This window comes from Ekhidna sp. (assembly GCF_963691765.1).
In the GTDB taxonomy this organism is placed as follows: domain Bacteria; phylum Bacteroidota; class Bacteroidia; order Cytophagales; family Cyclobacteriaceae; genus Ekhidna.
In genome coordinates this window covers 3118925-3144350 of the sequence record NZ_OY829375.1, presented here as the reverse complement: position 1 = coordinate 3144350, position 25426 = coordinate 3118925, and the positions used below count along the sequence as shown (strand labels likewise).

General features: G+C 39.2%; 4 protein-coding genes. All 4 read right to left on the bottom strand.

Going from position 1 to position 25426, the window contains the following annotated elements; all coding sequences use genetic code 11:
• The 4 genes from ACY650_RS14190 to ACY650_RS14175 all read right to left on the bottom strand — a co-directional run bounded on the left by ACY650_RS14190 (position 1) and on the right by ACY650_RS14175 (position 25312).
• Entirely contained in the window at positions 1–13872 is a 13872-nt protein-coding gene (locus ACY650_RS14190) for a DUF2341 domain-containing protein (RefSeq protein ID WP_462248297.1), read from the bottom strand.
• 226 nt (positions 13873–14098) lie between these two features.
• A complete protein-coding gene (locus tag ACY650_RS14185) occupies positions 14099–22858 on the bottom strand; it encodes a T9SS type A sorting domain-containing protein (RefSeq protein ID WP_462248296.1) in 8760 nt (2919 codons plus the stop codon).
• A 245-nt stretch (positions 22859–23103) separates the two neighbouring features.
• Positions 23104–23523 (bottom strand): hypothetical protein, encoded by a 420-nt coding sequence (locus tag ACY650_RS14180; protein ID WP_462248295.1) that lies wholly within the window; start codon positions 23521–23523, stop codon positions 23104–23106.
• Complete coding sequence (locus tag ACY650_RS14175) at positions 23513–25312, bottom strand: hypothetical protein (RefSeq protein WP_462248294.1); 1800 nt, start codon at positions 25310–25312, stop codon at positions 23513–23515. The genes ACY650_RS14180 and ACY650_RS14175 overlap by 11 nt, the downstream gene beginning before the upstream one ends.
• Positions 25313–25426 lie beyond the last annotated feature (114 nt).

Genomic DNA, 25426 nt, shown 5'->3' with positions numbered 1-25426 from the left:
TTATTTAATGATAACCTTACTCTTATGTGTCTGATTGCCCTGTTCTACTATCATAAAGTAGATTCCCTCTACCATATTCTGTTCTGGTAATATTTTGCTATCAAAGTTGGAACCATCTTCGATGACCTTGCTGAAATAAATATTACCTCTCAGATCAATCACTTTTATTGTGATTGGAGTATGCCTGTCTACAGATAGGATTCTTATGTTGAAGTTGTCTTCTCTAGCAGGATTTGGATAAACATATGCTGACATACTTACTCCATCATTGTTATCAACCAAAATCGTAGCATATGTATGTTCAGTGTTATCAAAATCAAATTGTTTCAATTGATAGTAGTTCAATCCATAAGCGGCTCTTGTATCCATCAATGAGTACTTAATCGGAGTTGACGAATTACCATTGCCATTAATTATTCCTACGGTAGTGAAAGTCTCACCGTCAAGTGACCTCAATACTTCAAAGTGGCTATTATTTGTCTCAGTAGCCGTTTCCCACTGAAGAAGTACTCCATCCTGATCCGGCTCTCCCGTGAAATAAAGCAATGAAACTGGAAGTGGAACAGCTGCAGACTCTGCAGTGAAATCCGAGAATGAATCATAACCAGTATTCGAAATGGTATTGGTTCCAATAGTTACTGATCCGCCGAGATCGTCACCTGCACTAGAAAACTTTCTTGCTAAAAGAGCTGACTCAGTACCGACTATGTCTGCATCCTCATATATGTATGAGACATCATAATCTAGTGTTCCAGTAATATTTTCATTTTCCAAGGTCCAATACCTTGTAATGAAACTACTTTCCACAATATCTGTATGCTTCGCATCTCTCATATTAATCGTTACGCTTGAACTACTTAATGTCCCTGAGTTTAGCGTGAAAGTGAATGGCGCATATTCATCACTATCCCCTATTGGGAATTCATAAGCAGTGCTTAGTGCTGTAATTGCATGTCTTAATACACCTACTCCATCTACAATAAAGTAAGCTCTTTCATCACCTCCTACGATTGAAGAACCATTATTAATCGTGATGTCAAAAGCAGTAGTATTAATAAATCCTGATGTCAGAGTAAGAACCCCGTTCGTTGCAATACCTGAACTAAGTGTTATGGTACTATCAGCCATGGTAAGCATACCCACCTTATTAATTGTCAAGTTATTGAACGTCTCACCACCTGAGGTATTAATAGTCTGCCCAAAGAACCCATCAAAAGTCACTGTACCTGTTCTTGGAAGGAAGGTAATTTCACTCAACCAATCTCCTTCCAACTCAATGTTATAATCATCAGTAGTTCCCAAATCTCTGGAGTCAAAAATTGCACCAGCTCCACCACTGCTTTGAAGATTTATATCTCCCTGTACTGTAATATTACCTGTAAGGTATTTTGTAGATCCTGCAGGACCATCAGTATACAGATTATTATAGATCATTCCCGTAACACACTGTTCGGTCACATTCGGATTAACATATCCAATTGTAGATCCAGGTGTACTAACATCTACCGTTCCTGTTCCATTTAATATGATACAATCTTCAGAAAAGTCCATTGTGAATCCTGCTAGATTCAATGCTCCTGTACCTTCCAGGGTCAATGCTCCAACTACAACATCCTCAGATAAGAATAAGGAATGCGCATCTAGAATTCTCGCTTTAGTTCCTGCTGTAGGAACAACTCCTGTTGTCCATGCTAGAGGATTACTAAAGTCCGAGCTTACACCAGTAGACACATATTCTATTAATGCTAGAGAGAAGTAGTCTCCATCTGTAAAATTCAATCCATCCACTCCAACGACATCTCCTGTAACCGGAGTTAACGGATACGTGGTGTCTATATCGGTGAAATCTCCATCTGAGGTTACGATAAGTGCCCAAGTAAACCCATCTGAAGGTGGAGTCGGAAGAGCAGTGGTGTCTATCTGGAATGATATAGTACCTACATCTCCCGTCTTATCAACTCTCCATTCTCGTGCTACTTTTCTTGTGCTTCCATTTGCAGGGGCTCCTGTAAATGTCCAACTGGTCATATCTGCTCCATCATTGGCAATCATCAAGTACTCTGCGTCTTCTAGATTATTTGGATTCAGAATAGTCAAGAAATTATCAGCTGTAGCAGTTACATGAATATTACTAGCATCTTCCCTACCTATTCCAATTAGATTAAAGAAGTAATCATTCGATGCTGAACCATCATCAAAGGCAAAGTTGTCGTTCGGTATTGCTATATCGTATCGCGTAGACAAATAATTGTTAACAATAATTGTTTGAGCATCATTTAGTGGGATATTGTAAACCAGTACTTCTGCCATCTCTCCGTCAAATCCAGAACCTCCACCGGAAAGTGAGCCCAATGTAGAAGTTCCACTCATTGAAGTAGCAGTGTAGTCAAACGGTACCGTAGGTACATCGACAGTTCCATTCAATGAAATGGCAGCTAGACCAGAGCCACTTTCAAGGTTATATTGAATGATAGATGGAGATCCTGTACCTGTAACAATCTCATCTCCTTTCCAAGTTGCATCAGCATCTTGGAATCCTCCATTAGAATTTTCAACTCCAAAGAGCAATCCATCTGCGTCATTAAATAAAGCTTGATCTGTCGCGACATCTGCATCTGCTACAAAGAAGATATCAAAGTCACTCACTGAGGCACTGATTCCACTTGCGCTCGTTAGAGACTGTGCTCCACTAAACTCTACAGTGTTTTGTGAATTGATACCTGTACCACCCACAGATGGGCCTGCACCAGTAAAATCATTGGAGTTTCCAGATATATCTGTCCATGTGCCAGGAGTAAAATTATCTCCTCTAAGCCATAAAAGGTTTGTTGTGGCATCTCCAACTCCACCAGGACCAGTACTTCCTGATTGATCATCATCAAGGATGGTTACAACATGAATAGTAGTCCCGCTAACAGTAGCATTTGTAGCTGTTGTTAAGGTCACAGTTATATTTTCAGCAGCTTCAGTAACAAGATCATTAACAATCACTGCTTGAATATCTTCACTCATTGAACCCGCAGATATCAATACTGAACCATTGCTTAAAGTATAATCTGCACCAGGAGTAGCAGTAGCCGTCACAGTGTAATTAACGGTAACATCATTTACTGAAGGTGCATCAAGCGTAACCTCCATTGCAGCAATTCCGGCAGATTCACTAACAAAAGATGAGGATTCTACAAATCCAGCTACTGGTTGCGTATCATTATCTGTAATATCCAATGTATACTCTGTTACGGATCCAAGATCTGCATTTACCGGGTTAGTAAGACGTAGCGTGATCGTCTCTGTACCTTCAAAAATTGCATCATCGACCACTGTGATATTAAATGAGTTAGAAACAGTAACATTATCTGCAGGGAATGAAATCGTTGATGTACTTAGAATAAAATCATCAGTTTCATCCGCAGCATTCGCTCCACTGCTTATTACTTGCAAATCCACAGAGGTGACTACATCATCATCAGGTGTATTGATGTTTACAGTAACTGGCGTAACACTAGGTGTTGCCTCATCACCAGCCCCAGGGCCTGCAGTAGCAAAATCCACGGTCCTTCCTTCAGGGTTATCATCATCATGAATCGTATATGTAAATACCGTATTACTTCCTAAAGAGACATTGCTTGATGGAGTCGTTAACGTTATTTCAATCGTTTCATCGCCTTCTATATCAGTATCATCAATGATACCTAAACTGATATCAGCTGTTGATTGTCCTTCGGCAATAGTTAGAGTACCACTTGTTAGTAAGTAGTCAATATTTCCACCAACTGCAGTACCACCCGTGGCTGCGTAATTGACTGTTGCGTCTTCACCTAATGTGAAGTTGAGCGCTACTTCAATGGTTGGATTGGTTACACTTTCATTTCCACTATTTTCGGTCAACGAGTACTGAATTACCGGCTGACCAACACCAATTGTAATGAAAGTACCACTGTTGATTGTCACTTCATTTGTTACGTGGAATCCAAACACTTCTGAATATTCAACTTGATAAGTTGTTGCTCCAGATCTAAAATCCCCATCTTCATCAGTATACACCACATATTGATCATAGCCGCTAGGTGGAGTCGGCAATTGTGTAGTGTCAATCATAACAATGATTGTTCCCGGATCACCTTGAATATCCAATCTCCACTCTCGAGCAAGTCTTCTTACGTTAGAGCCACCACTAGGCGCCTCCGAGCTTGTCCAATTTAGATCATCACCATTATCGTGGCCTGCAAATACAAATTCATCATTTTGCAAATCGCTAGGGCCACTGATCATCAATAAGCTATCAGACATAGACTGTAAGTGTTGCTCATCATTCGTACGCCCGATACCAACTACATCATTACCATAAGTACCTTCAAAACTGTAGTAATCATTAGGTATTGTGAGATCATATTTATTCGCCAAGTAATTTTCAACTATGACTCTTTGAGCATCATTAATTACGTTTCGATAGACAATGAATTCTGAGATATTACCTGCAAAATCACTTGTAGCTTGGGTTTGATCTGAATTACGACTTCCTAATGCGAAGTTGTTGTCAATAGCCATTACCTGATAGTTGTTATCAGACAATAGTGCAGAACCATTTCTAAATACTTCTGCACTTGAAGCATTCTGACTATCAAATCTCCAAGTAGTTAAATCTGTATTCGTGCTTTGGCTAGGTAAATAGTCTATATCATTAATAGAATATAACCCATTAGCCCCCTGGCTCAATCTGAATTCATTTCTTGCAGCCGTATTTGTTTCAACTAAATAATCACCACTTGTTTGTGATAATACAGAGACGAATGTGTAGTTCGAAAGTGCATTACTAAATCCAGCAGGTGCTTGGAATCCTTGATTTGTCGAGGAAACTATAACTGTATTTTTAAGATTAAGCGCATCAACATCGAAACTAGGAGCACTTCCAATAGCAGTAAAATCAAATCCATTTCCAGAACGATCTACCCAGGTGTTTACGCTACTTCCATCAGCAACATTCGCCACTCCTTTTCCATTTATAGCATAGGCATCTAACCATAGCATGTTGGTTTCAGAATCTCCAACGCCGCCTGGCCCATAATATCCGAAAGTAGCATCGTTATCAGAAATTGTAACTGTGTGTGTAACCTCGGCACCTAAAGTTGCTCCTACTTCTCCACTAAGAGTAACACTAAATGTTTCAGCGCTTTCTTCGATACCATCATCAGTTAATGCAACATTTATACTACCTAGTTGACTACCAGCTGGAATAACCAATGTTCCATCTGCTAGTGCAAAATCAACACCCAAACCAGTCGCAGTGATTTCAGTAACAGCATAATCAACAGAAACATCTTGACCAGAAGTAGATGAAAGCTCAACGATTAACTCCGCGATACTTCCACCTTCGTCAATTGTAGTTGCCGCATTTTGAAATTCAACAGACACTGAAGCATCATTATCTGTAATGGAATAGGTATGAGCAACATTGGTACCCAGGTTAGCATTGATTGGGCTACTCAAACTAATAATCATTGTTTCTGTTGCTTCGCTCAACACATCATCCAAGATTGTGAAATCAACATTTCCTGTTGTTTGAGTTGCTGGGATAGTTAGTGTATCAGCTACAAATACATAATCTGGGGCAGGACTTTCTTCGGCAGTTCCTCCAGTTACTGAATAATAAACTTTAGTGTCATTTACAGGATCAGCGATATTAAGATCCACTTGCAAAGAGACTGCACTTACACTTTCTGCTCCCGAAGAACTTGCTAAGTTGAACTGTACATTTCTCGCATTGTCGTCATCATTGATGGTATATGTAAATACAGAATCTGACAACATTACCCCAGTAGGTGGATTACTTAGTGTAATCTCAATTGTTTCATCACTCTCCACATCTGAGTCATTGATAATACCTAGCGGTAGATTCACACTTGTTTGACCGGCTATGAAGGTTACCTGTCCGGTAGTCGCTAATGAATAATCGTCATTTCCTCCAGTGGCTGTACCGTCAGTTATTTCATAATCCAGTGTAATATCACTACTACTTTCTAAGCTCAATAGTATCTGTGCATTTGCTGCGACAGTTTCAGAGCCTGATAATGTTGTTGGCGAAAATGAAACAGTTCGTGTTGCGATTCCAAACGTTACATAATCACCGGAGGCTATAGATAAGTTACTTGCCTTATATTGTCCATCCACGAATACTGTATTGATGATAGTAGCCCCGGAAGTAAAGTCCCCATCAGCATCTTGCATTATTATGTAATCCTCATCTCCGTTTGGTAATGGAGGAAGTAGGTCATTACTTATTGCTATACTAATTGTCCCTGGAGCACCCGTATTATCAAACCTCCACTCTCTCGCAGTACGCTGAATACCAGACACAGGCACTTCACTTGTAGTCCAGCTGGCAACATCTTCATTGTCATGACCAAACAACACGTATTCACCATCGTCCAGATCGTCGGCATTGCTGATTGTCACAATACCGGCTCTCGCAGCTACATGTTGGTTATTTGCATCAACTTGACCGATACCTGCCACTTCAACCCCATGAGATACTTCGAAATTGTAAAAGTCGTTTGTAATTGAAAGATTGTACTTAGCAGCAAGGTAGTTATTGATGATATTGCTTTGAGCAACATTTACATCCCTGCTAAACATGATAACCTCTGCTATATCCCCTTGGAAGAATTCGGATCCATTCTTACCTAGATAGAAATTATATGCAGTATGACCAGTAAAGCTCGGATTCGCATCATCACGATTTATCAATACCCCATTGTTCCTATACACAAGAAATGTATCTGAAGAAACGATATGAGTGAAAATGCTATGATTACCAGTCCATGCCGGCAAGAAAGTAGTCGAATAATTATCACCATCAAGATCAAACTCGGCATTTCCAGAACCATTTGGTAAAGAAGCACTGACGCTATTTGCATCTACCGTACCATTCTCACTATTGTCTGTAGCATATGCATATGAATCTTGATTGAGGTTATCTGTTTCAGCCACTATAAAGAATGACATCTCATTTCCAGGGAAACTTGCCGCTGAAAGGGTTCCTTCTGATACAAGTGCATCGCTAACATTATTAAAGCTTATCTCTTTATGTCCATTGACTGCATTGTCAACCACATCAGGCGCCGTACCAACCGGAACCATATCATAATCAATGCTGACGTTTTGAATTAGGTTATTCCAACTTGTAACACTGCTTCCAGAGAATGAAACAGAGTCAGCAATTAGCCATAATTTAAGAAGGTTTTCGCCAAGCGCATTTTCAACATCACCAACTCCACCTGGGCCTTCAAAACCTAGGTCATCATTATCAGCGATTGTTACTTCATGAATATCAAAATCTGTTCTTAGAGAGCCATTTATTGGATTAGTTAATGTTAACTGAACCGTTTCAGGCGTCTCAATATCAGCATCATCAATTGGCTGAAAGCTAATCGTAGTAGTAAGATCTCCAGCAGGTATTGTAGCTGTTCCACTCAGTGCGATATAGTCTGTACCTGCTACTGCATCTCCGCCTGTAACGGCATAATCAACGCTAACATCATTACCAGACTCAAGCCCAAGCTCCAGCGTGATAGCTACAACGCTTGTTCCTTCATTAGCAACAGATACTGTATCCACAAAGCCAATTTCAGGTCCATCATCGTCATCTGTAATGGTATAAGATTGTGTATTGGTAGTACCTAACTTAGCGTTAGAAGAAGGATTTGAAAGTGAAATTTCTATCGTCTCATCTTGCTCATCAATTAAGTCATTAATAACTGGAAATTTAAATGTGGCACTTTGAGAACCTGCAGGGATGGTTAATACACCTTGAACCAAAGTGTAATCCTCATTATTTGTTGCACTACCTCCAGTAGCTGTATAGGTAACTTCTGTATCACTGATATTATCTATTGGATTTACTGCTACAGTAATCTCCAATTCTTCAGTTGTATTTTCCGCAATTAAACATGCCCCACCTACTACTTCAGTTCCAACTGTATAGAAACTCGCTGGATCATCGTAGTTATTATACTCGGTAATTACTCTCGCCGTGCTTAGTAGACCATTATAAACACGAACTTCATCCATCTGACCATTAAATCTATTGCCAGTTTCACCAGACAAAGTTTCTCCACCAATTGCAGCACTGCCCACATCAATTCCCCAGCCAGCAGTACCATTTGCGCCTGTAGCTCCTTGCACTCCATCAGCATAAATAGTTCTGCTTCCAGCACCTGCTACACTTTCAACATCAATTACTCCTGCTACATAATGCCATCCTGTTGCTGCACTTACCCCGGAGCCATTGTAGTCAACGATGGTAGGTCCTGCTCCTCTACTAAACATTCTAACCCTACCCGTTGAATTACCATCGAAAAGAGAAAGCGCATAACCGTTTGAGTTGTTATCATCATCAATAAAAACTCTTTGGCCTCTCTCATTAGTTTCTGGATTTACAAAAGCTGATATACTAAAGTCAGTTTGAATATTAGGGAATGAAGCCAATTCAATAAAATCTCCTGCTCCATCAAAATTTCTACCATTTCCTATTTTACCTGCTACATCTGCGGTGCCGTTATTCGTACCGCCATAACTATTAGGTGATGAATCTTTCACGTCTCCATTTAGGTGCCAAACCCCATAATATTCAGACCATACGGTTGTTACTGAAGGGTCTTTGGTAATATTGGCATTCCCGTATAACATTGAAAGTTCCGTATCATCATCATAGTCCAACACAGGTATCTTAACCCAAGCGATATATTCCCCTGTGGTCTCATCATAGCTCTCAATTTCATGATCCAACCAAACCAATGAATCGCGATAAGTAAATGCAATATCAAATCCATTGCTACTTTGGACATTACCTCCATTGCCAGTAGAAGCTAGATCTGCATCAGTGAAGGAAATCAAAAGTGGAAAATTTGTTAGATCAGCTCCATCTGTATCATCCACCAATGTGTTATCAATGGTTATTGTCTTTGAAAATCCATAGTCGCAAGGATTTCTAAATTCGATATCTCGATCATTGTCATCATCATTGATCGTATAGGTGAACACACCATTAGTTCCTAATATGGTACCGCTTGGCGCAGTACCCAATGTGATAATTATTGTCTCATCACTTTCAACAATAGATTCATCTAGTATTCCTAAATCAATTATCTCGGTTGTTCTTCCAGCGCTTATAACGAATGATCCACTAGTAGCTAATGAAAAATCTGTGACAGGTGTAGCTGTACCAGAAATAGTGTATGGAATAGTGATATCAGAACCTGAGGCAACAGAAAGAGATAGAATAATTGTATTATTCGTGTTTTCGAAATCTTGTGTTGATGCACTTTCAAATTCTATCGTTCTCCTATGAGTTGCAATGGTGAAATACGTACCTTGTTCTACAGCCACATTGTTTGCGACAAATACACCATCTACCAGGGTCATAGGATAAACGGTTGCTCCTGAACTAAATATCCCATCAGCATCTGTCAATAATAAATACTCAGTATAATCTGCAGGTAGTGTTGGTAATTTATCACCATCTATTGCAATCGAAATTGTACCTGGATCACCAGTAATATCCGTTCTAAATTCGCGCTCAATTCTTTGAATATTGGTAAGATCTGAAGGTACATCGGTGGTTGTCCAAACTGTGACATCCGTGTTATCATGTCCAACAAATACGTATTCTCCATCTCCCAAATCGCTTGGGTTGGAAATAGTTAACAAACTACTTTTAGCAGCATTATGAAAATTTGAAGCATCTTCTTGACCAATCCCAACCACTTCAGTACTATGCGTCGTTTTGAATGAATAATAATCATTTTGATCTAGGGGAAGGTCATATTTCGCAGCAAGATAATTTTCCATTATGATTACTTGCGCACTGTTAAGCGGACTTGTAAACATGATGAATTCAAGAATATCTCCCTGGAAGTTTGTTGATTGAGTCTGTCCGATGTTAAAGAAATAATCCGTATGATCTAAGAAAGTATCTGTACCTGCATCGAAGTCTTCTTGTGAAGCATTTACTCGGGCCGTTTTTCCATTTATGGCACTAGCGGTATAAGAAAAGATGGTATACTCACCTACCCATGCAGGATCATAATTAAACTGAGATCGTCCATCAGTTCCGCAACAATTTCCAATATCGAAGTATACCTGGCTACTCCATGGCAAATGCGCTGAAAAACGATTTCCAGCTAGACCGCCACCTTGTGTAGTTGATGTACCATAGGTATTTGATTGTTGTGTCAGGTTATCATGTCTGGTTACAATAAACGTTGAAGCTTCGTTGTAAGGAAAATAGGAGGCGCTCAGTCTTGTAGCTGTAGAGAGAACATCATTAACATTGGCAAAACTGATTTCTGCATGTCCATTTTTTGCATTATTAACAACTGTTGGTGCTGTTAGCGGTGGTGTTAAATCCAGTTCTGAAATACCTACCTCGTTCTCCCATGATACTACATCTGATCCGGAAACGTTAGCTGAGTCAGCAATCACCCACATGACTAATGTTCCAGAACCATCTGCATCTCCTACTCCTCCAGGACCGTCTATTCCAAAGTTATCATTGTCATTTATTGTTATTGTGATGAAGTCGAAATCAGTATCTAACACACCATTAACCGGATTGGAAAGTGTGATCGAGAATTGCTCTCCAGATTCAATTTCTTCGTCATCAATAACGTTAAATCCAACTGAAGCAGAAGTACTGTCTGCAGGAATGGTTAGTGTACCACTGCTTAATACGTAATCTGCCCCATTAGTCGCTGATATGTCCGCAATGGCGTAATCTACCGTAACTGCTTGACCAGATGATACATCCAAATCAACCGCAAAGCTATTTATGTCTGCTCCTTCATTTACAAATAGTGAAATGTCAGATGCTGCGATAGTAGGACCGTCATCATTATCCACTAGGGTGATTTCAATCTCGTTATTAGCTGCCAAACTTAGGTTAGAAACGGAAGAAGGATTAGTAAGAGATACCGTGAAGGTTTCATCCATTTCATCTTGAGAATCATCTGTAATATCTACAGTTATTACCGTGCTTAAATTCCCGGCAGTAATAGTTGCGGTTCCAGCTGCAAAAATGTAATCCGAGCCATTTGAAGCTGTACCAGAGGTAATAGCATAATCGATATTGACATCATTGACATCTATACCGCTAAGAGAAATAGTTAGGTTTAGTGTATCCGTACTTTCATCAATATCAAAAACGGTGATTGCTTCTTCAGTTCCTAAAGACAAATAACTTCCAGATGGATCCATACTGTTATATTCAGTAGCAATCCAATCAGCATTTCTAACGACAGAAGAAACCCTCACTTCATCAAAGAACCCTATATGTCTTCTTGCAGTAGAGTTGTCCTCTCCACCAAGTGTTACATTACCATTGGCGCCTGTGTGGGTCTGCCATGTAGATCCAGAATTATCCGAAAGATCACTTATATCAGAAGCTCCATCTACATAAATAATACGATGAAAATTCGTTCTGTCAACAACAAAGTTCAGGTGGTACCAAGTATCCTGAGCCAATGTATTTACTGCATCTATGATTCCAGCACCTGGGAATCCGCGTTGGAAAGACCTAAGATTTCCAGCACTTCCATCACCTAAAGAAAGTGCATACCCTGTTGATCCATTATCATCATGAAAAAGTCTGGCATTGTTGTTAATATCATCGGTACGCATCCACATTGAAATGGTGAATTCCGTATTCAATTCCGGCATTGAACTTGAGATTTGAAATACATCATTTCCATCAAAATATTGAGCTTGACCGGCAATACCTGCGACAATATCTGTAGATCCTGCCTGAATGGTTCCATTGTAACCATTTGGAGAAGAATCATCATTATCGTTCATGTGGAATACAACATGATAATCTACCCATACTCCAGTAGTTGATGGGTCCGTAGAGACCGATGAGTTTCCATAAAACATTTCTAAAACTGTATTCTCTGTAGCAGCGAGAACAGGTAGTCTCACCCATGCGGTGTATTCACCCGTAGTTTCATCATAACTCTCAATTTCATGATCCAGCCATGATACTGCATTATCGTAAGTAAATCGAATATCATAGCCACTGGAGTTGGTTACATTACCTCCATTGGCGATAGTAGCTAAATCAGCATCAGTGAATGAGATCTGAACTGGAAAATCAACCAGATCAGTACTTCCACTAACCATGCTTTGAGCGATGGTTATACTTTTCTTATGCGTGTAGTTAAACGGCGCATCAAATTGAATTGAGTTGGTTGCACTTGCACCATCATCATTAACCGTATAGGTGCTTACACTGGCCCCTAAGATTCCTGTAGATTGAGACCCTCCAGTAAGTGTTAAAATAATTGTTTCATCAGGTTCAAAACCATCACCGGAAGTGATGGGCTGCGCTAAAGAAGTTGTCGTATTTCCTGCGGTAATTGTAAAAGTACCTGCTGAAGGCAGATCTTCAGTACACGTACCTCCAACTGTGTAGTCAACCGTGATATTGTCGTCCACAGCGTAAGCTATATTTATCTCAAAAGTAGCAGGCGAGCTTGTTTCTAAACCTCCAAAGTTGGTTTGTGTAAAATTTATTTCTGGTCTATAAGCAGCAATTGTGGCAAATACACCATCCTCAATAGTTACCCCTGTTGCCTCAAAGACAGACCCATTTTGAACTAATGGATATTGAACAGCATCAGTACTAAAATCACCATCGCTATCTACCCAAAGTGTATAAAATCCAAAATCAGCGTTTAACGCTGGTAGATCTGCTGGATTTACAGTTACAGTTACAGTACCGGGCGTATTTGTTACATCAAACCTCCATTCTCTAGACAATCTTTCCAGGTTTGCATCACCATTAATTGGTTCGTTTGTAGACCACGTTGCAGCGTCTCCGCCATCATGACCAAATAAAATCCAGTCATCATCTGCAAGTGCAGATGGATTGCTTAGGCCAATTATGTTATCAGAAAATGCACTAGCATGTGTAGTCCCATTAAAAGCTCCAATACCTGCTACATCATAAAAATGTGTGTTATCGAAAACATATTTATCGTTTGTTAAATCGCCGATTCCATATTTAGTCGCTAAATAATTATCAACAATGATGCGCTCAGCATCACTTAGCGCTTTATTGAAAACTAGGACTTCTGCAATATGTCCCGAAAACTCTTCATTCGCTTGTCTACCAATTAGAAGGTCAACATATTGTTGTAATGTACCATCATACGTAAGCTGCGCGTTCGCCAATGTCCCATTTGCATACTGCGAAAGTGTTGTCGCTCCATCCGCATGAACAGTGATAATGTATGGATCTCTACTTACTAAGTTTGTTGTGGATGTATTGCTGAAACTTCTTGTGGTCCCATCAGATTGTATGAATCTCCCCCATAAGTCTCGATCATCCTGAACCCAAACACCTATTGACTTATCACCTGGGGTAGTACTCCCGACATTGCCATTATCATATCCTACAAACACACCAACGTTGTTTATAAAATCTGATGTCGCAAGAACTATCATTACGGTTGCTTCAGATGGGTCATCATTGATATCTTGAACTACATAACCATCTAATCCTGGGAAGTCGCCTGTAAATACAAGTCCAGGAAATCCGTTGAAAAAAGCTATTGTTGAATCTAATGGAACACCATTGGTGTTTTCATCCGTATCATTGGTAACTCCATTATGGCCATAACCACTTGCATCCAACCAGGTTTCTACAATTTCTCCGTTTGATGCTGGTAGAGATGAACCATTGAGCATGCCACTTGGTCTAAGCCAAAGTTGCAAGTTTGAAGTGCCATCGTTGGATTCAACACCTCCAGGTCCAGTTTGTCCATATACGTTAAATGCAAATACTACTGATAGTAGTAAATAAAAGCGCAGAAATTTCATTATGTGGTAGCTCTTAGTTTAATCTGCAAATTATCTAAAGATGTCGAACACCCAATTAATATTTCGTCAAATAAACTTATATAGTCTAGCAATGGCTTAAAAACTCGTTAAACCGATTTTTCCACCAGTTAAAACAGATTATTTCTGGTTAGGGAGTATCTATTTTATGGAAATCTGATTTGGAAAAATTGCATGTTTTAATCCAACTAGAGTTAAGTACGAACTACTACTTTACTACTAATCTTCTAGTAATTGTAAAATCTCCCTGCCTAAACACAACCAAATAGATTCCCTCTTTTAAGGTTGTATTTTCGAATAACTTTCTATCCAAATTCGTAGATGGCTCAATTGACTTATCAAACACTTGTTTGCCCTCTAGATTCATGATACTGATTTGTATAGGCGTATGGCCATCACCTGTAACAATTCTAACGTTAGCCTCAGCACTCTTAGAAGGGTTAGGATAAACTATCACATCTATTCCTTTATACACGTAATCATTATAAACCTTAATTACTTGAGACAATTCATTCGTACCGTCAAAGTCTACTTGTTTAAGTCTATAATAATTATCACCAGAGGAAGGATTACCATGCAGGTATGAATAGTTAATGATTTGATTGGAGTTTCCATTTCCATCAATTCGACCAATACTGGTAAATGCTATTCCATCTAAAGAATGAAGTACTTCGAAATAATCATTATTAAGCTCAGAACTAGTTGCCCATGACACAACGACCTCTCCACTCTCATCAGCTTCACCTCTTAAATAGAGTAGTTCAACAGGTAGCAAACTCTCAGGTGCATAACCAACAGCAAATTGTCTCGTGCTAAAGAAAATAGTGTTTTCAGACGTAACAGTTCCAGATGTGGCGTCTCCAACCACCTGACCTCCTTGGTTTTCCCATCTATTGTCTGCGCCATCACCATCTAATATTGCCTCATCATCCCACCAAACCAATCTTACATTCGTTCCTGGAAAAGCATTGTGTGAACCGTAGGTGGCTCTTACTTGGGCAGTATTGGATCCAACACTCGTTACTTCCCACCTATCTGTACTTTCTACATTACTGAGCGCATTGAAGCCTGAACCTGGATCAGAATTATCGAAAAGAGAATTATTATATGTCGGATTTGTAGTAGTGAAGTATTCTGCTGTCCAATCGTCACCGCCTACTCCCACATTCACAACCGAGAATGGTGCATATCTTATAGACTTTCCTACCGGAAATTCAAATGTTGATGTTGCTGCTATATCCTCTTTTGAAAGAGGTCCTGTGATATAACTTGCTAAGCTTGCACCAGTCCAGTTTCCTGTAGATGTGAGTGTTAATGTTTCTGTGGTTGAAGTATTCACTAATCCATCTGTAAGCGTAAGTGTTCCACCTACTTCTATGTCCCCACTATTGATAGTAATTCCTGCGCCTGAATTGTTAACAGTCAAGTCATCAAATCCTGCAGCTCCTGTAAACACCCCATCAATAAGTTGCTCAGTGGTTCCATTTAATATAATATCAGTGCCGTTCCAGTTAAGTGTACCTGAGGTGAAGTTAAGATCGTCGGTAATCGAAACATTGGTATTTGTTTCCCCGGTCAATGTTCCGCCAGACATCACAAAATCACCTACTATCTCTACCGTTGATCCGTTTGAAATATTTACGGTCCCAGCTTGGATATCTAACCGATCACCATCTGCATCTCCAATAACATAATTTAGACCAGAACTGAATGCAATGGTCGGCCCATTCACTTCTAATGTATCACAGACAGTTATTAGGTTATTAGGAAATGTTCTAGTACCTGTTCCTTCAAAAACTACTTTTCTAATTTGAGAAATTCCAGAGAGAACGTTATAAGTTGTACTTCCAGAATATTGCAAAGCCCCTCCATCGCACGCAAAAAAATCTGTATACTCACCTGTAGGAAGTAACTCGTTATCTTCCAAAACGATGGTGCCAGATCCAGTAACTGTACCCAACCTAACACCAGTTCTACCAGAAGGAACCCTTAGGATACCTCCTGCTTCAATCTCCGTAGAAAACAGCCTAATATCATTCAAATCTAGTGTTAAATCATCTCCGTTCCTCACAATTATCTGAGCGCCAACCGGTCCAACGCCGTCAGTTACTACTGGTGACCCATTTAGTGGATTCCAGTTAATTGCAGTACTATAATTACCTGTTCCTGCAAAAGATGTTTCATATTGGGCTATCTGATCTGGAATTGCTCCTTCAATATCATTGTTAATACCATCCGAACTACCTACACCAGCCGTATAATCTCCGGTAATTTCAGCAGCTGAAAAAGTGCTCAATGGGACTTCAAAAGAAAGATTCCCACCTCTAAACAATGAAGGAGCAAACTTATCCCAGTTTACATCATTGGAGAGCAGACGTGCTGAAATATAGTTTGTAGTATCATATGGTACAGTTACGCCAACATCGTCATGATCATAAAAGAAAACAGCAGAGCCATTTGCATTTGTAAGATTCTCAGCTACCACTATCCAGTGATAATTAAGAACATTTTGAAGGTCATCAATTTCCGTCTCAGTGAGTGGTTCTGTATCATTAATAATAGTTGGGTGTCGTTCATTGGCAGGTCGTACTCTGATTCCTCCGGCAGTCGTACCTGCGCCTAAATCGAATTGAACTGGGGTATACTTCAGCTCTCCTATCGGAAAGAAAATCACAGTATCCGAAGCCACTGTGAAGAATTCAATCCTTAGACCATTATCTGTAAAAGAACTATTGGTTTGAACCATGTTATTGACATTGAAAGTCGAAACTTCTGTCACTGGAGCACCCGGTTTCAACGTAACCAGACTTCCTCCAATATTGAATACACCTCCATTCAATCTTAGTTCTTGGGTAATGTTGAAATCATATCCATTTCCATCTGGTATATCCACACCCGATGGATTGCTAATTGTGATTGTCCCAATATCGACAGCATTGTTAGTCAGTCCGTTTAGATCCTGGTTTGCTACGCCATTAAACACCAATCCATTTCCTCCACTATTCAAAAATGTACTTTGCACAAAAGCATCATTTTGAAGGCTTAAGGAATTGGCGCCTACATCAAAGGTCCCTCCCGTAAGATAAAAGTCATTATCAAGATTTAATGAAACATTGGATGTAGTAGTTCCCAATCCACTTTTCCTAAGGGTGAAAATTGAAAATGTACCAGCTCCTGTAATGGACTGTGGACCAGAACCGTTAAATACGGTTTCTGAACTAGTGTTAGTGTATGTTCCATTATTAGTAAAATCACCTGTTAGTGTGAAATTGAATCCATTGTTTATAAAAGTTTGATTAGTATTTAATATCAGATCATTTACCTCAAGATTTTGATTAAACAACTGAGCATCAGGTAAATCGATTGTATTTTCAAGCGTTAGATTGTTTAATGGAATAGTTGAAGAAATGTTGAAGAAATTGGCTCCATAGTTACTTCCAAGATTTTCAAAGATCCTTATTTCTGATCCAGATAAGTCTGAAGTGGTAGGATCTAATTCCAAAGACAGGTTTGAATCTCCTGTTACACCCCTTTGTATATTAAATGTACCTCCAGTCAAGGTAAATTCACTTCCTGCGTTCAATATTTCAAACGCACTTCTGGAAGAGGTCGATGCACCATCTGTAGCAATATCCACATCACCACCTGTTTGCCTATACTTTAAGACGCCAATTGTAGAACTTGTGGACCTCCTTATTTGCCCGCCAACGTTTAGTGTTCCTGATGAGATGTTTAGAAGTGCGGATCCAGATACTGAATATTCAATGTCTGTTGTTCCTAAATTAACTGTACCTCCATTTACTCTAAGCAAACCATCAAGGATCACATTAGCTCCGGTCGATGTAACGGTCCCTTGCGTAACTTCCAGACCAGCTGTACTTGGAATATTAAAGTCCGAGTTATCAGCCAATTCAATATTTATCGCTGCATCATTCAAGATCAGTTTACCATTCTGAAGCTCAATCGATTGAGGTGAGGTAGTATTGTCTCCGTTCAGGGTAAAATCGGAATTCAGTGTAAATACATTGCTTGTATCCGTACCAGCATTAACGACCAAACGATATAAATCAACAGTTAGCCCACCGCTATTATCCAAAGCATGAGCCCCCGTTCCGCTAACCTCTAATACGACGTTAGAAGTTCCAGCGTTTGTCAGATCGACCGTTGTTCCTTGGTTAAGATTGATTCCGCCATTGACTCGTAGCGTATGAGTATCAGCTCCGTCGTCAACAACCCTAATTGCATTACTTGCATTACTGGTCAAAATCAAAGAGTCACACGTAAGTGTCTTATTGGAACCTACTGCCACATCTCCAGTGTCGCCAAAGTAAATTTCACCACCTTGATTCAATCCTACCCTAACCGTTCCTCTAACTGTGAAGTTTTGATTGATGTAAAGGTCTGCATTGCTATCCACTACTAGCCCCCTGGAAATAACATCTTGGGTATATTCTACATCTCTACTTCCTGCTCCAAATATCCTGAGAATAGGAAACTCAAATCGATCATCAACAATTACAGGATTTGCGGTTGAACCCTGACAGAATAAGAACCATCCGCTATCATCTTCTTCGTTAAACGCATTAAAGTCAGCATTAATAGTACCTCTAGATCCGTCGGAACTAAAGAACTGGAACATTGTCCCCCTACCTGTAACGCTTTGAGCTGTCAAGGTTCCTCCCAATCTTACTCTGATCCGTGTGTCTATATTATTGAGGGCATTGGCAGCTGGATTTTGATCAAATATTACTTGAGCTACCTCTATATTCACTCCGTTATTTATCCGGTGATCATGTCTTACATTGTTAACTATTGTACAAGGGTTACAGGTATTAAAGTTTTCACCAGAAGAAATACCTCCATATCCCATGACAACCACATCACTAGTACTATTTTGTCCCGGATAGGTGGTTGCTGCGGCTCCAGCATGTTGGTTTACTGCATCAGTTGACCAGCTTGATGGAGTAGTCCAAATTTTTTGATCATCGCCTTGCTGTTTTCTAGAATAGTAAACCGTGACAGAACCCGAGAATGCGACGGACTCTCCTGCTGTAAAATTGGCGGCCTTAAGTGTATCCTGTGTGGCCCCAAAAGTGAACGTAATAACATTGGTTGTGGTATTGACATCTGCTGTGCTTCCAACAGCTGTTCTTGTATAGGAGTCACCATCTCCATCTTCATCTGCACCATCTTCCACAAATCCTGGCTGTAGATCTGTTTCTGTTCCAGTCACATCATCATCTGAGACATTATCGATATACGTAAAATTAAAACTATTTATCCTCGGAAGGTCAGCAAAATCTGAGTAACCAACTTTCCAGTAATAGTTTAAGAAATCAAGAACTGACACATCATCGTTGATAGTACCGAGTTTAGCGTTTACTGGATTCACACGAATGTAACCAATATCATTATTGGTTGTATCAATATCCGCAACAAGCGGTGTATAAAAGCCTGCAATCCCAAATGGGTATGTGATAGATTCATCATCATTAAAGAGAAATTCCAATCCTCCATCTGTTGGGTTTCCACCAGTTTGAACCATCAACGTAGGACTAAATGAGCCCGTCGAAGCAATTGGTTCATTTAAAGTTAATTTGGAGGTATTAATATTTAATATTCCTGCATTCAAATCCAACAAATTAATTACCCCCATATTACCAGAGAGGGTAACACCGTTTGTATTATTTATTTCAAGATCATAAATAGCTCCGGAAGAAGATGTGATAGTTTGTGATGATGCACCGCTCATTAAAACTTGTCCGGTACTGGTTTCAGTTCCAATTGTATCTAAAACTGAGATGTTACCATTTACAGTTAAATCAAACGTATTCAGATTTAGATTGCCGCTTGCTACATTTAAATAATCATCAATTTGAATTGCTGTCGATTGACCATTGATTAAGTTAACCGGAACTAGCTCATTGCTTTTATTAATTTCAAGGCTGTCAATAACCAAAGTTGACGCTAGCCTAATATCAAAAGAGGATGAGCCAAGACCTTCAAATATTAAATTGGATCCAGAAAAATCCACATTGGATCCATTATCTATTATCAACGAGCCTGTAACAGATACATCTACACCATTCGTATTAAAGGTTGTCGCATTTCCGTCTGAGTTATCTATTCTCAGATCATTTAGTATGGTTAATTCAGTTGGAACAGGCGTTACTCCTCCTCCATTAGAAGTTCCAGTTGGCAAAATTTCTACAACTCCTGCAGACGCACTTGATTCCAAAATATTCAAGTTAAAAAAAGGTGCGCTAGATGTAATAGTTGCTGTATTGGCGTTTGTAACATCTAAATTAATGGTTCCCCCTGTCACACTGTAGTTGTCTACCGAGCTATTAATAAATATTCCTCCGTTACCATTCACATTAGAAATGTTGATAGTTCCTCCGCTGACATTAAATACATTACCAGTATTGGTCATACTAAAACTATAATACCCAAAATCGGAGCCTCCCCCAATAACATTTAAGATTCCTCCCGACATAAGTAACCCGCCCAAAGCGGAACCTCCCACAGTAGAAGTTCTGAATATAGTAGTTGTCAACGAACCTCCTTCCATCTGGACAAGTCCATTATCTCTTAAAGTAAATCCGGCAGTAGTAGATTCGAATGAACCTGAGGTTACTTGTATCGTTCCATAAATCACTATTGAGTTATTCCCAACATTTTTATCAACAGTACCTCCATCTATCCATAGTCTGGAACCTTCATAGATAGTATGGATACTATTTGTATTGAGGGGTGATATGGTTATATTATTTCCTATTTTAACCGTACCAATGATCAGACCCAGGGCGTTATCATTTGTAGTACCATTCGCTGGTCCATTTATCTGTTGGGAGGCAAATCCAAATAGGTTAAAATACGATGGATCATCCGCATCGATGCTTAAAACATAGGTTTCATCAACTCCCTTATTTATTTCAATCCTGTAAAAATCTGTTGATCCCTCCAGGTCAATCGCTTGATCTTTGGTACCGCTTACAAAGTTTGCATCGACAATCCCATCTGTTGCTTCAGATCCAGTAATTTGGGAGACCCTATTGGTAAAATCAATATCTCCCTGATTTGTAAAATCACCATTAAAATTAAATTCATGTCTTGCATTAGCAGTACCAACATCTATACTACCATTGGCTAGAACTAGCAAATCACCCATCAAATCAATGGTCAAATTAGCTGTGGTAGAATTATCATTTATCTGAAAAATCCCATCACTAATTGTTAAGTTTCCATTTATAGCAAGGTTATTTAATAAGGTAATTACATCAGTTGAGTTGTCTAGAGTAATATTAAGATTGTTAGTAGTTCTTGAATCATTAACACTGAAACCTGATCCATAATATTCAAGAGTACCACCTTCGTCAGAATCGATAAATAATGCATCATCAGCTGTTGGATAATTTTCAACTCCAGCTGCACCAGATAATCTCATAGTTCCAGAACCATCCAAAACCCCAAATGTATGGCCTGTAGTAGCTGCTAAATCAAGTGTTCCGATTATTTCTAATCTGGTAACACTTGCATCATTTACATCCATAGTAACCGTTCTTCCAGTCTGGATAACTACACTATCTCCACTTGAAGGGACTTCACTTGAAGGATTATTATAAAGCGGAGAAATCGCTCCATCTAGTGTCCATGTATTTGGATCATTCCAGTTTCCTGATAGATAGCTGTACCAAATCTGCGATTCATCACCTCCTTCAAATGCTATTGCAATATGACTTCCATTAGTCAGATTTAAAGACACACTTGCTCCAGTGCTATTCGGGGTCATGAGATGCGCTGTGGCGTCAGAAAAATCAGCATCTCCGTCAGAGTCGACCAATAAGTAATAGTTAGGAATACTAAATCCTGTTGAAGGCAGATCTGAACTATTTATTGAAAAAGTTACATTTCCTAGATCGCCTGTTTCATTTATAACCCACTCGCGCGCCAACCTTTGCTCTGTTCCTGGAACTTCAGCTGCTACCCATGTATTAATATCTCCCGTATCATGACCAGCGAATAGCCACTCACCATTCGTTCTATCATCACCTCCAGAGATAGTTAGAATACCTGCAGTAGCATTATTTGCAATGGTCCCATCAGTATGCTGTCCTATTCCCGCTATTTCATTGTCATAGGATGTATAAGTAGTTTCATCCCAATAGTCATCAATAAGTGTAATCCCGTATTTAGATCCCAAATAGGTTTCTACTACAATTCTTTCCGCGTTGTTTAGGTAAGACCGAAAAATAATAATTTCAGCCATATCACCGTTGAGCGATCGACCACTCTCACCACTTGTTAAAATTCCAATATGAAGATCTGAGTCATTATTGGGAATTGATGTTGTGCCGCTTGTACCACCACCACTTACTTGATTAAGAAAGTGATCAAATGTTCCATTATTGTAGGTAATAGCATTTATATAATTTGTACCTGTCGATACTGAACTTCCTCCATCATTATTTGCATTGATTCTACTGTTAATAGTTGAGCCATTGGCAAAGGCTAAGTAGGATTGCTGAGAGTTATTACCATCTCGCTTACTTAGGTGTGAGTTAATTCCAGAGACATCGTCTTGATTAAACACGTAAAATATTGAAAGCTCTGAGGTATTGTCTAATGCCGGGGCTTCATCCGCATCATCTTCTATAAACATAAATTCAGTATCGGCTCCAGAAAATGTAATAGATGGTTGTCCACCAATTCCAGAAGACGAAAACAATGGGTTTGTTGCCGCGGAAACTGCGTTATAACCGTACCCTGATTGGTCTAACCATGTCACAATTGCTTCACCATTCGAGGCTGGGTTTGAGCTACCATTAAGTACTCCAGCATCTGCTCTTAACCATAATACAAGATCTGAAGTACCACCAGTGTCTTCAAATCCTCCAGGTCCAGTTTGTCCAGATACCTTAAATGCAAATACTACTGAAAGTAGTAAGTAAAAGCGAAAAAATCTCATTAGTGGTAGATCTAAGTTTGAAGTGCAAATTATCTAAAGATGTCGAACACCCAATTAATATTTCGTCAAATAAACTTATATAGTCTAGCAATGGCTTAAAAACTCGTTAAGCTGATTCTTCTACCCGTTAAAAATGACTGATTTCTGGTTAGAAAAGTTGTTTAAAGGAGATTTGATTCTTAGAAATTTTGTCAATTATACTAATCTAGATATAGGTGATATGATTAATCAAACCCTATTTTAACTTAATCAGATGAAGAATAATTGAGGGTTTGATCGTTCAATGAAAAACGAAACCGCTCTGAAGTAACTTGATCTACTATCCAAAAATCACCGTTTGAAAAGATCAAGGAATCTGAAAATAGAACTGTACCTCTAACGGAGGCACTTGCTCTCCCCACATAAGTTGTAGTCAAAGCGCCAAAACACCCTGACACCATAGAAATATCAAGCGAATCATCAGTATTGTCCGGTATTAATTCAAATGTGAGCTTTAATGAATCCGCACAATTAGTGGTGTTGATTATCTGAGACCAGGTTTTATTCCCCAATTCACCACTCAACAAACGTTCTACCTGATAATCATATATACCGTCAGGTAAGGTTTCCTCTGAGCATGAAATGATGGAAAAGAGTAAAATTATTGCTAGCAGCCTACCTCGCATTCCCCGTCCTATCAATCACCACGTATCCTAATTCATCTGAATCCAAAGGCAGTTGCTCCTCTGGATATAGTAAAATGGTTAACTCTTGAGTTAAGTCATCAAACTTAAAACCTACAGGTTCTTTATTGATCGTTACTACAGTACCCCAGTTTAGTTGTCCACTTGGGGTGTAGCTAACAACTACAAAATTGTTTTCTTGGATGGAGGCGTTGTAAACATAAAAGCTATTAGATCCTGCAATTGTAGGTATTGAGTCACTCACATAGTTGATAACTTCAGTGCCTGGTAAATCAAATTCAAGTTTCCATTTGGTTACTCTGTCTGCACCAAATGATGCTACAAAACCTTTTTTTGTATTCAGATCAGCACCATATGCAACTACTTCTTGAGGTGTCTTAATAGGCACATTCATTGTCATAAACCCTCCCTCTGGAGCATCTTGAACAAATAACGGATACTTTACTTCTTCATTTTCAGCATCTAGACCCCAACGATTTCTTTGAGTCCAATAATCTACAGAGTTTCCAAGCCATTCGACTTGTCTTCTGGACCACTTCTGCATATCCAACACATACTTAGATGCAGTAACATATTTCTGAAAGAAGCTTTCTATATAGTCTGTATATTTTTTTTTAGCCAACTCAAGATCTTCAGTCGAGATCGATTCTACAATAAGATTGAGTTCTTTGGCATCCGCAAAAGCTGCCTCATATATCTCCAATTGAGATCCGATTAATGAGGAATCCATTAACGCACGATTTAATTGAAGATCCACTTTCTTTATCACACGTGCCTCATACATTTCAACTTTGAGTAACTTCTCAACAGTAGACTCAGGGTCATATTTTTTAAATTGATCTTTCAGGCTCTCAGAAAATTCGCCAATTTCAGCATTCTGACTATTGCTAACTTTTGCCTTCTTATCTCTTAGTTCCTCCGAGTAGTTCGTAATCATTGCTTTGAAAAGCGCAACACCTCCCAAAATCTCAGATCTTGCAGCGCTTGCCCAAGATTCATAATCCCAAAGTTCAATTGTCCCGGATCCACTTCCCAAAGGTGTCAGTCCATCAATTCCGAATTGTTCTATTGGCTTTAAAGTAGGGTCGCCGTTGTACTTATCAGATTTAAGTTTTGTAGCCAATTCTTTTACAACTTTTGCATTTTCAATACTAGCCCCTCCATTTTCCTCAATTGTAGATATCGAAGCCTGAACTTCATCATCAGCTGCAATTAACAGGTTGTTGTAAACAGTAAATTGAGAAGTTAAAGTCTTATATGCTTCCATCGCAGCCATCTGACTTTCCTCCACTTTACCGATCATTTTATGCATTTCTTTAACATTCGCGATTCTGCTTTCAATAGCTTCTACCTTTTTCTCAATATCTAAGTGAACATCAGAAACTTTTATCCCAAACTCTCCCGTGCGTAAATCTCTCCTGAAGAAAGACTGATAGTATTCATCCTTCTTTTTCAATTCTTTTTCCGTGATAAGCCCTTTGGCTTTTTCCATGTAAAAGATTGCGGAATCTCCAACCTGGTAAACATTAGTTGAATCATCTACAACATCATATGCAAGAAATCTACTCTCCAACCAAAGCGCCATTTGAAGGTTGGCATTTGGTTCTTCTTGATTTTTAGGGTCAGATAGGAATTGAATTAACTTCGGTCCTCCTTCCTCATAGTTTTTTGCAGCAAGTACAGGATATAAATCCTTGTATTTGATTTTTTGGGCTTCTGTGCTAAAAATGACTAAGAAAAAAAGTAGGGTAGCTGTTGACTTTATCTTCATCGGGATGATTTTATGGTAGTGCTAATTTATAAAAATACTAAGTGAGATTATAAAAATATGATGATGATGATAATGTCGCCCATGAGATGAATTATTTGAAGGCAAACTACGTAT

Coding starts and splice junctions, on each gene's coding strand:
- ACY650_RS14180 (WP_462248295.1), bottom strand. CDS start 23,523: ATGCGAGGTAGGCTGCTAGCAATAATTTTACTCTTTTCCATCATTTCA.
- ACY650_RS14190 (WP_462248297.1), bottom strand. CDS start 13,872: ATGAAATTTCTGCGCTTTTATTTACTACTATCAGTAGTATTTGCATTT.
- ACY650_RS14175 (WP_462248294.1), bottom strand. CDS start 25,312: ATGAAGATAAAGTCAACAGCTACCCTACTTTTTTTCTTAGTCATTTTT.
- ACY650_RS14185 (WP_462248296.1), bottom strand. CDS start 22,858: ATGAGATTTTTTCGCTTTTACTTACTACTTTCAGTAGTATTTGCATTT.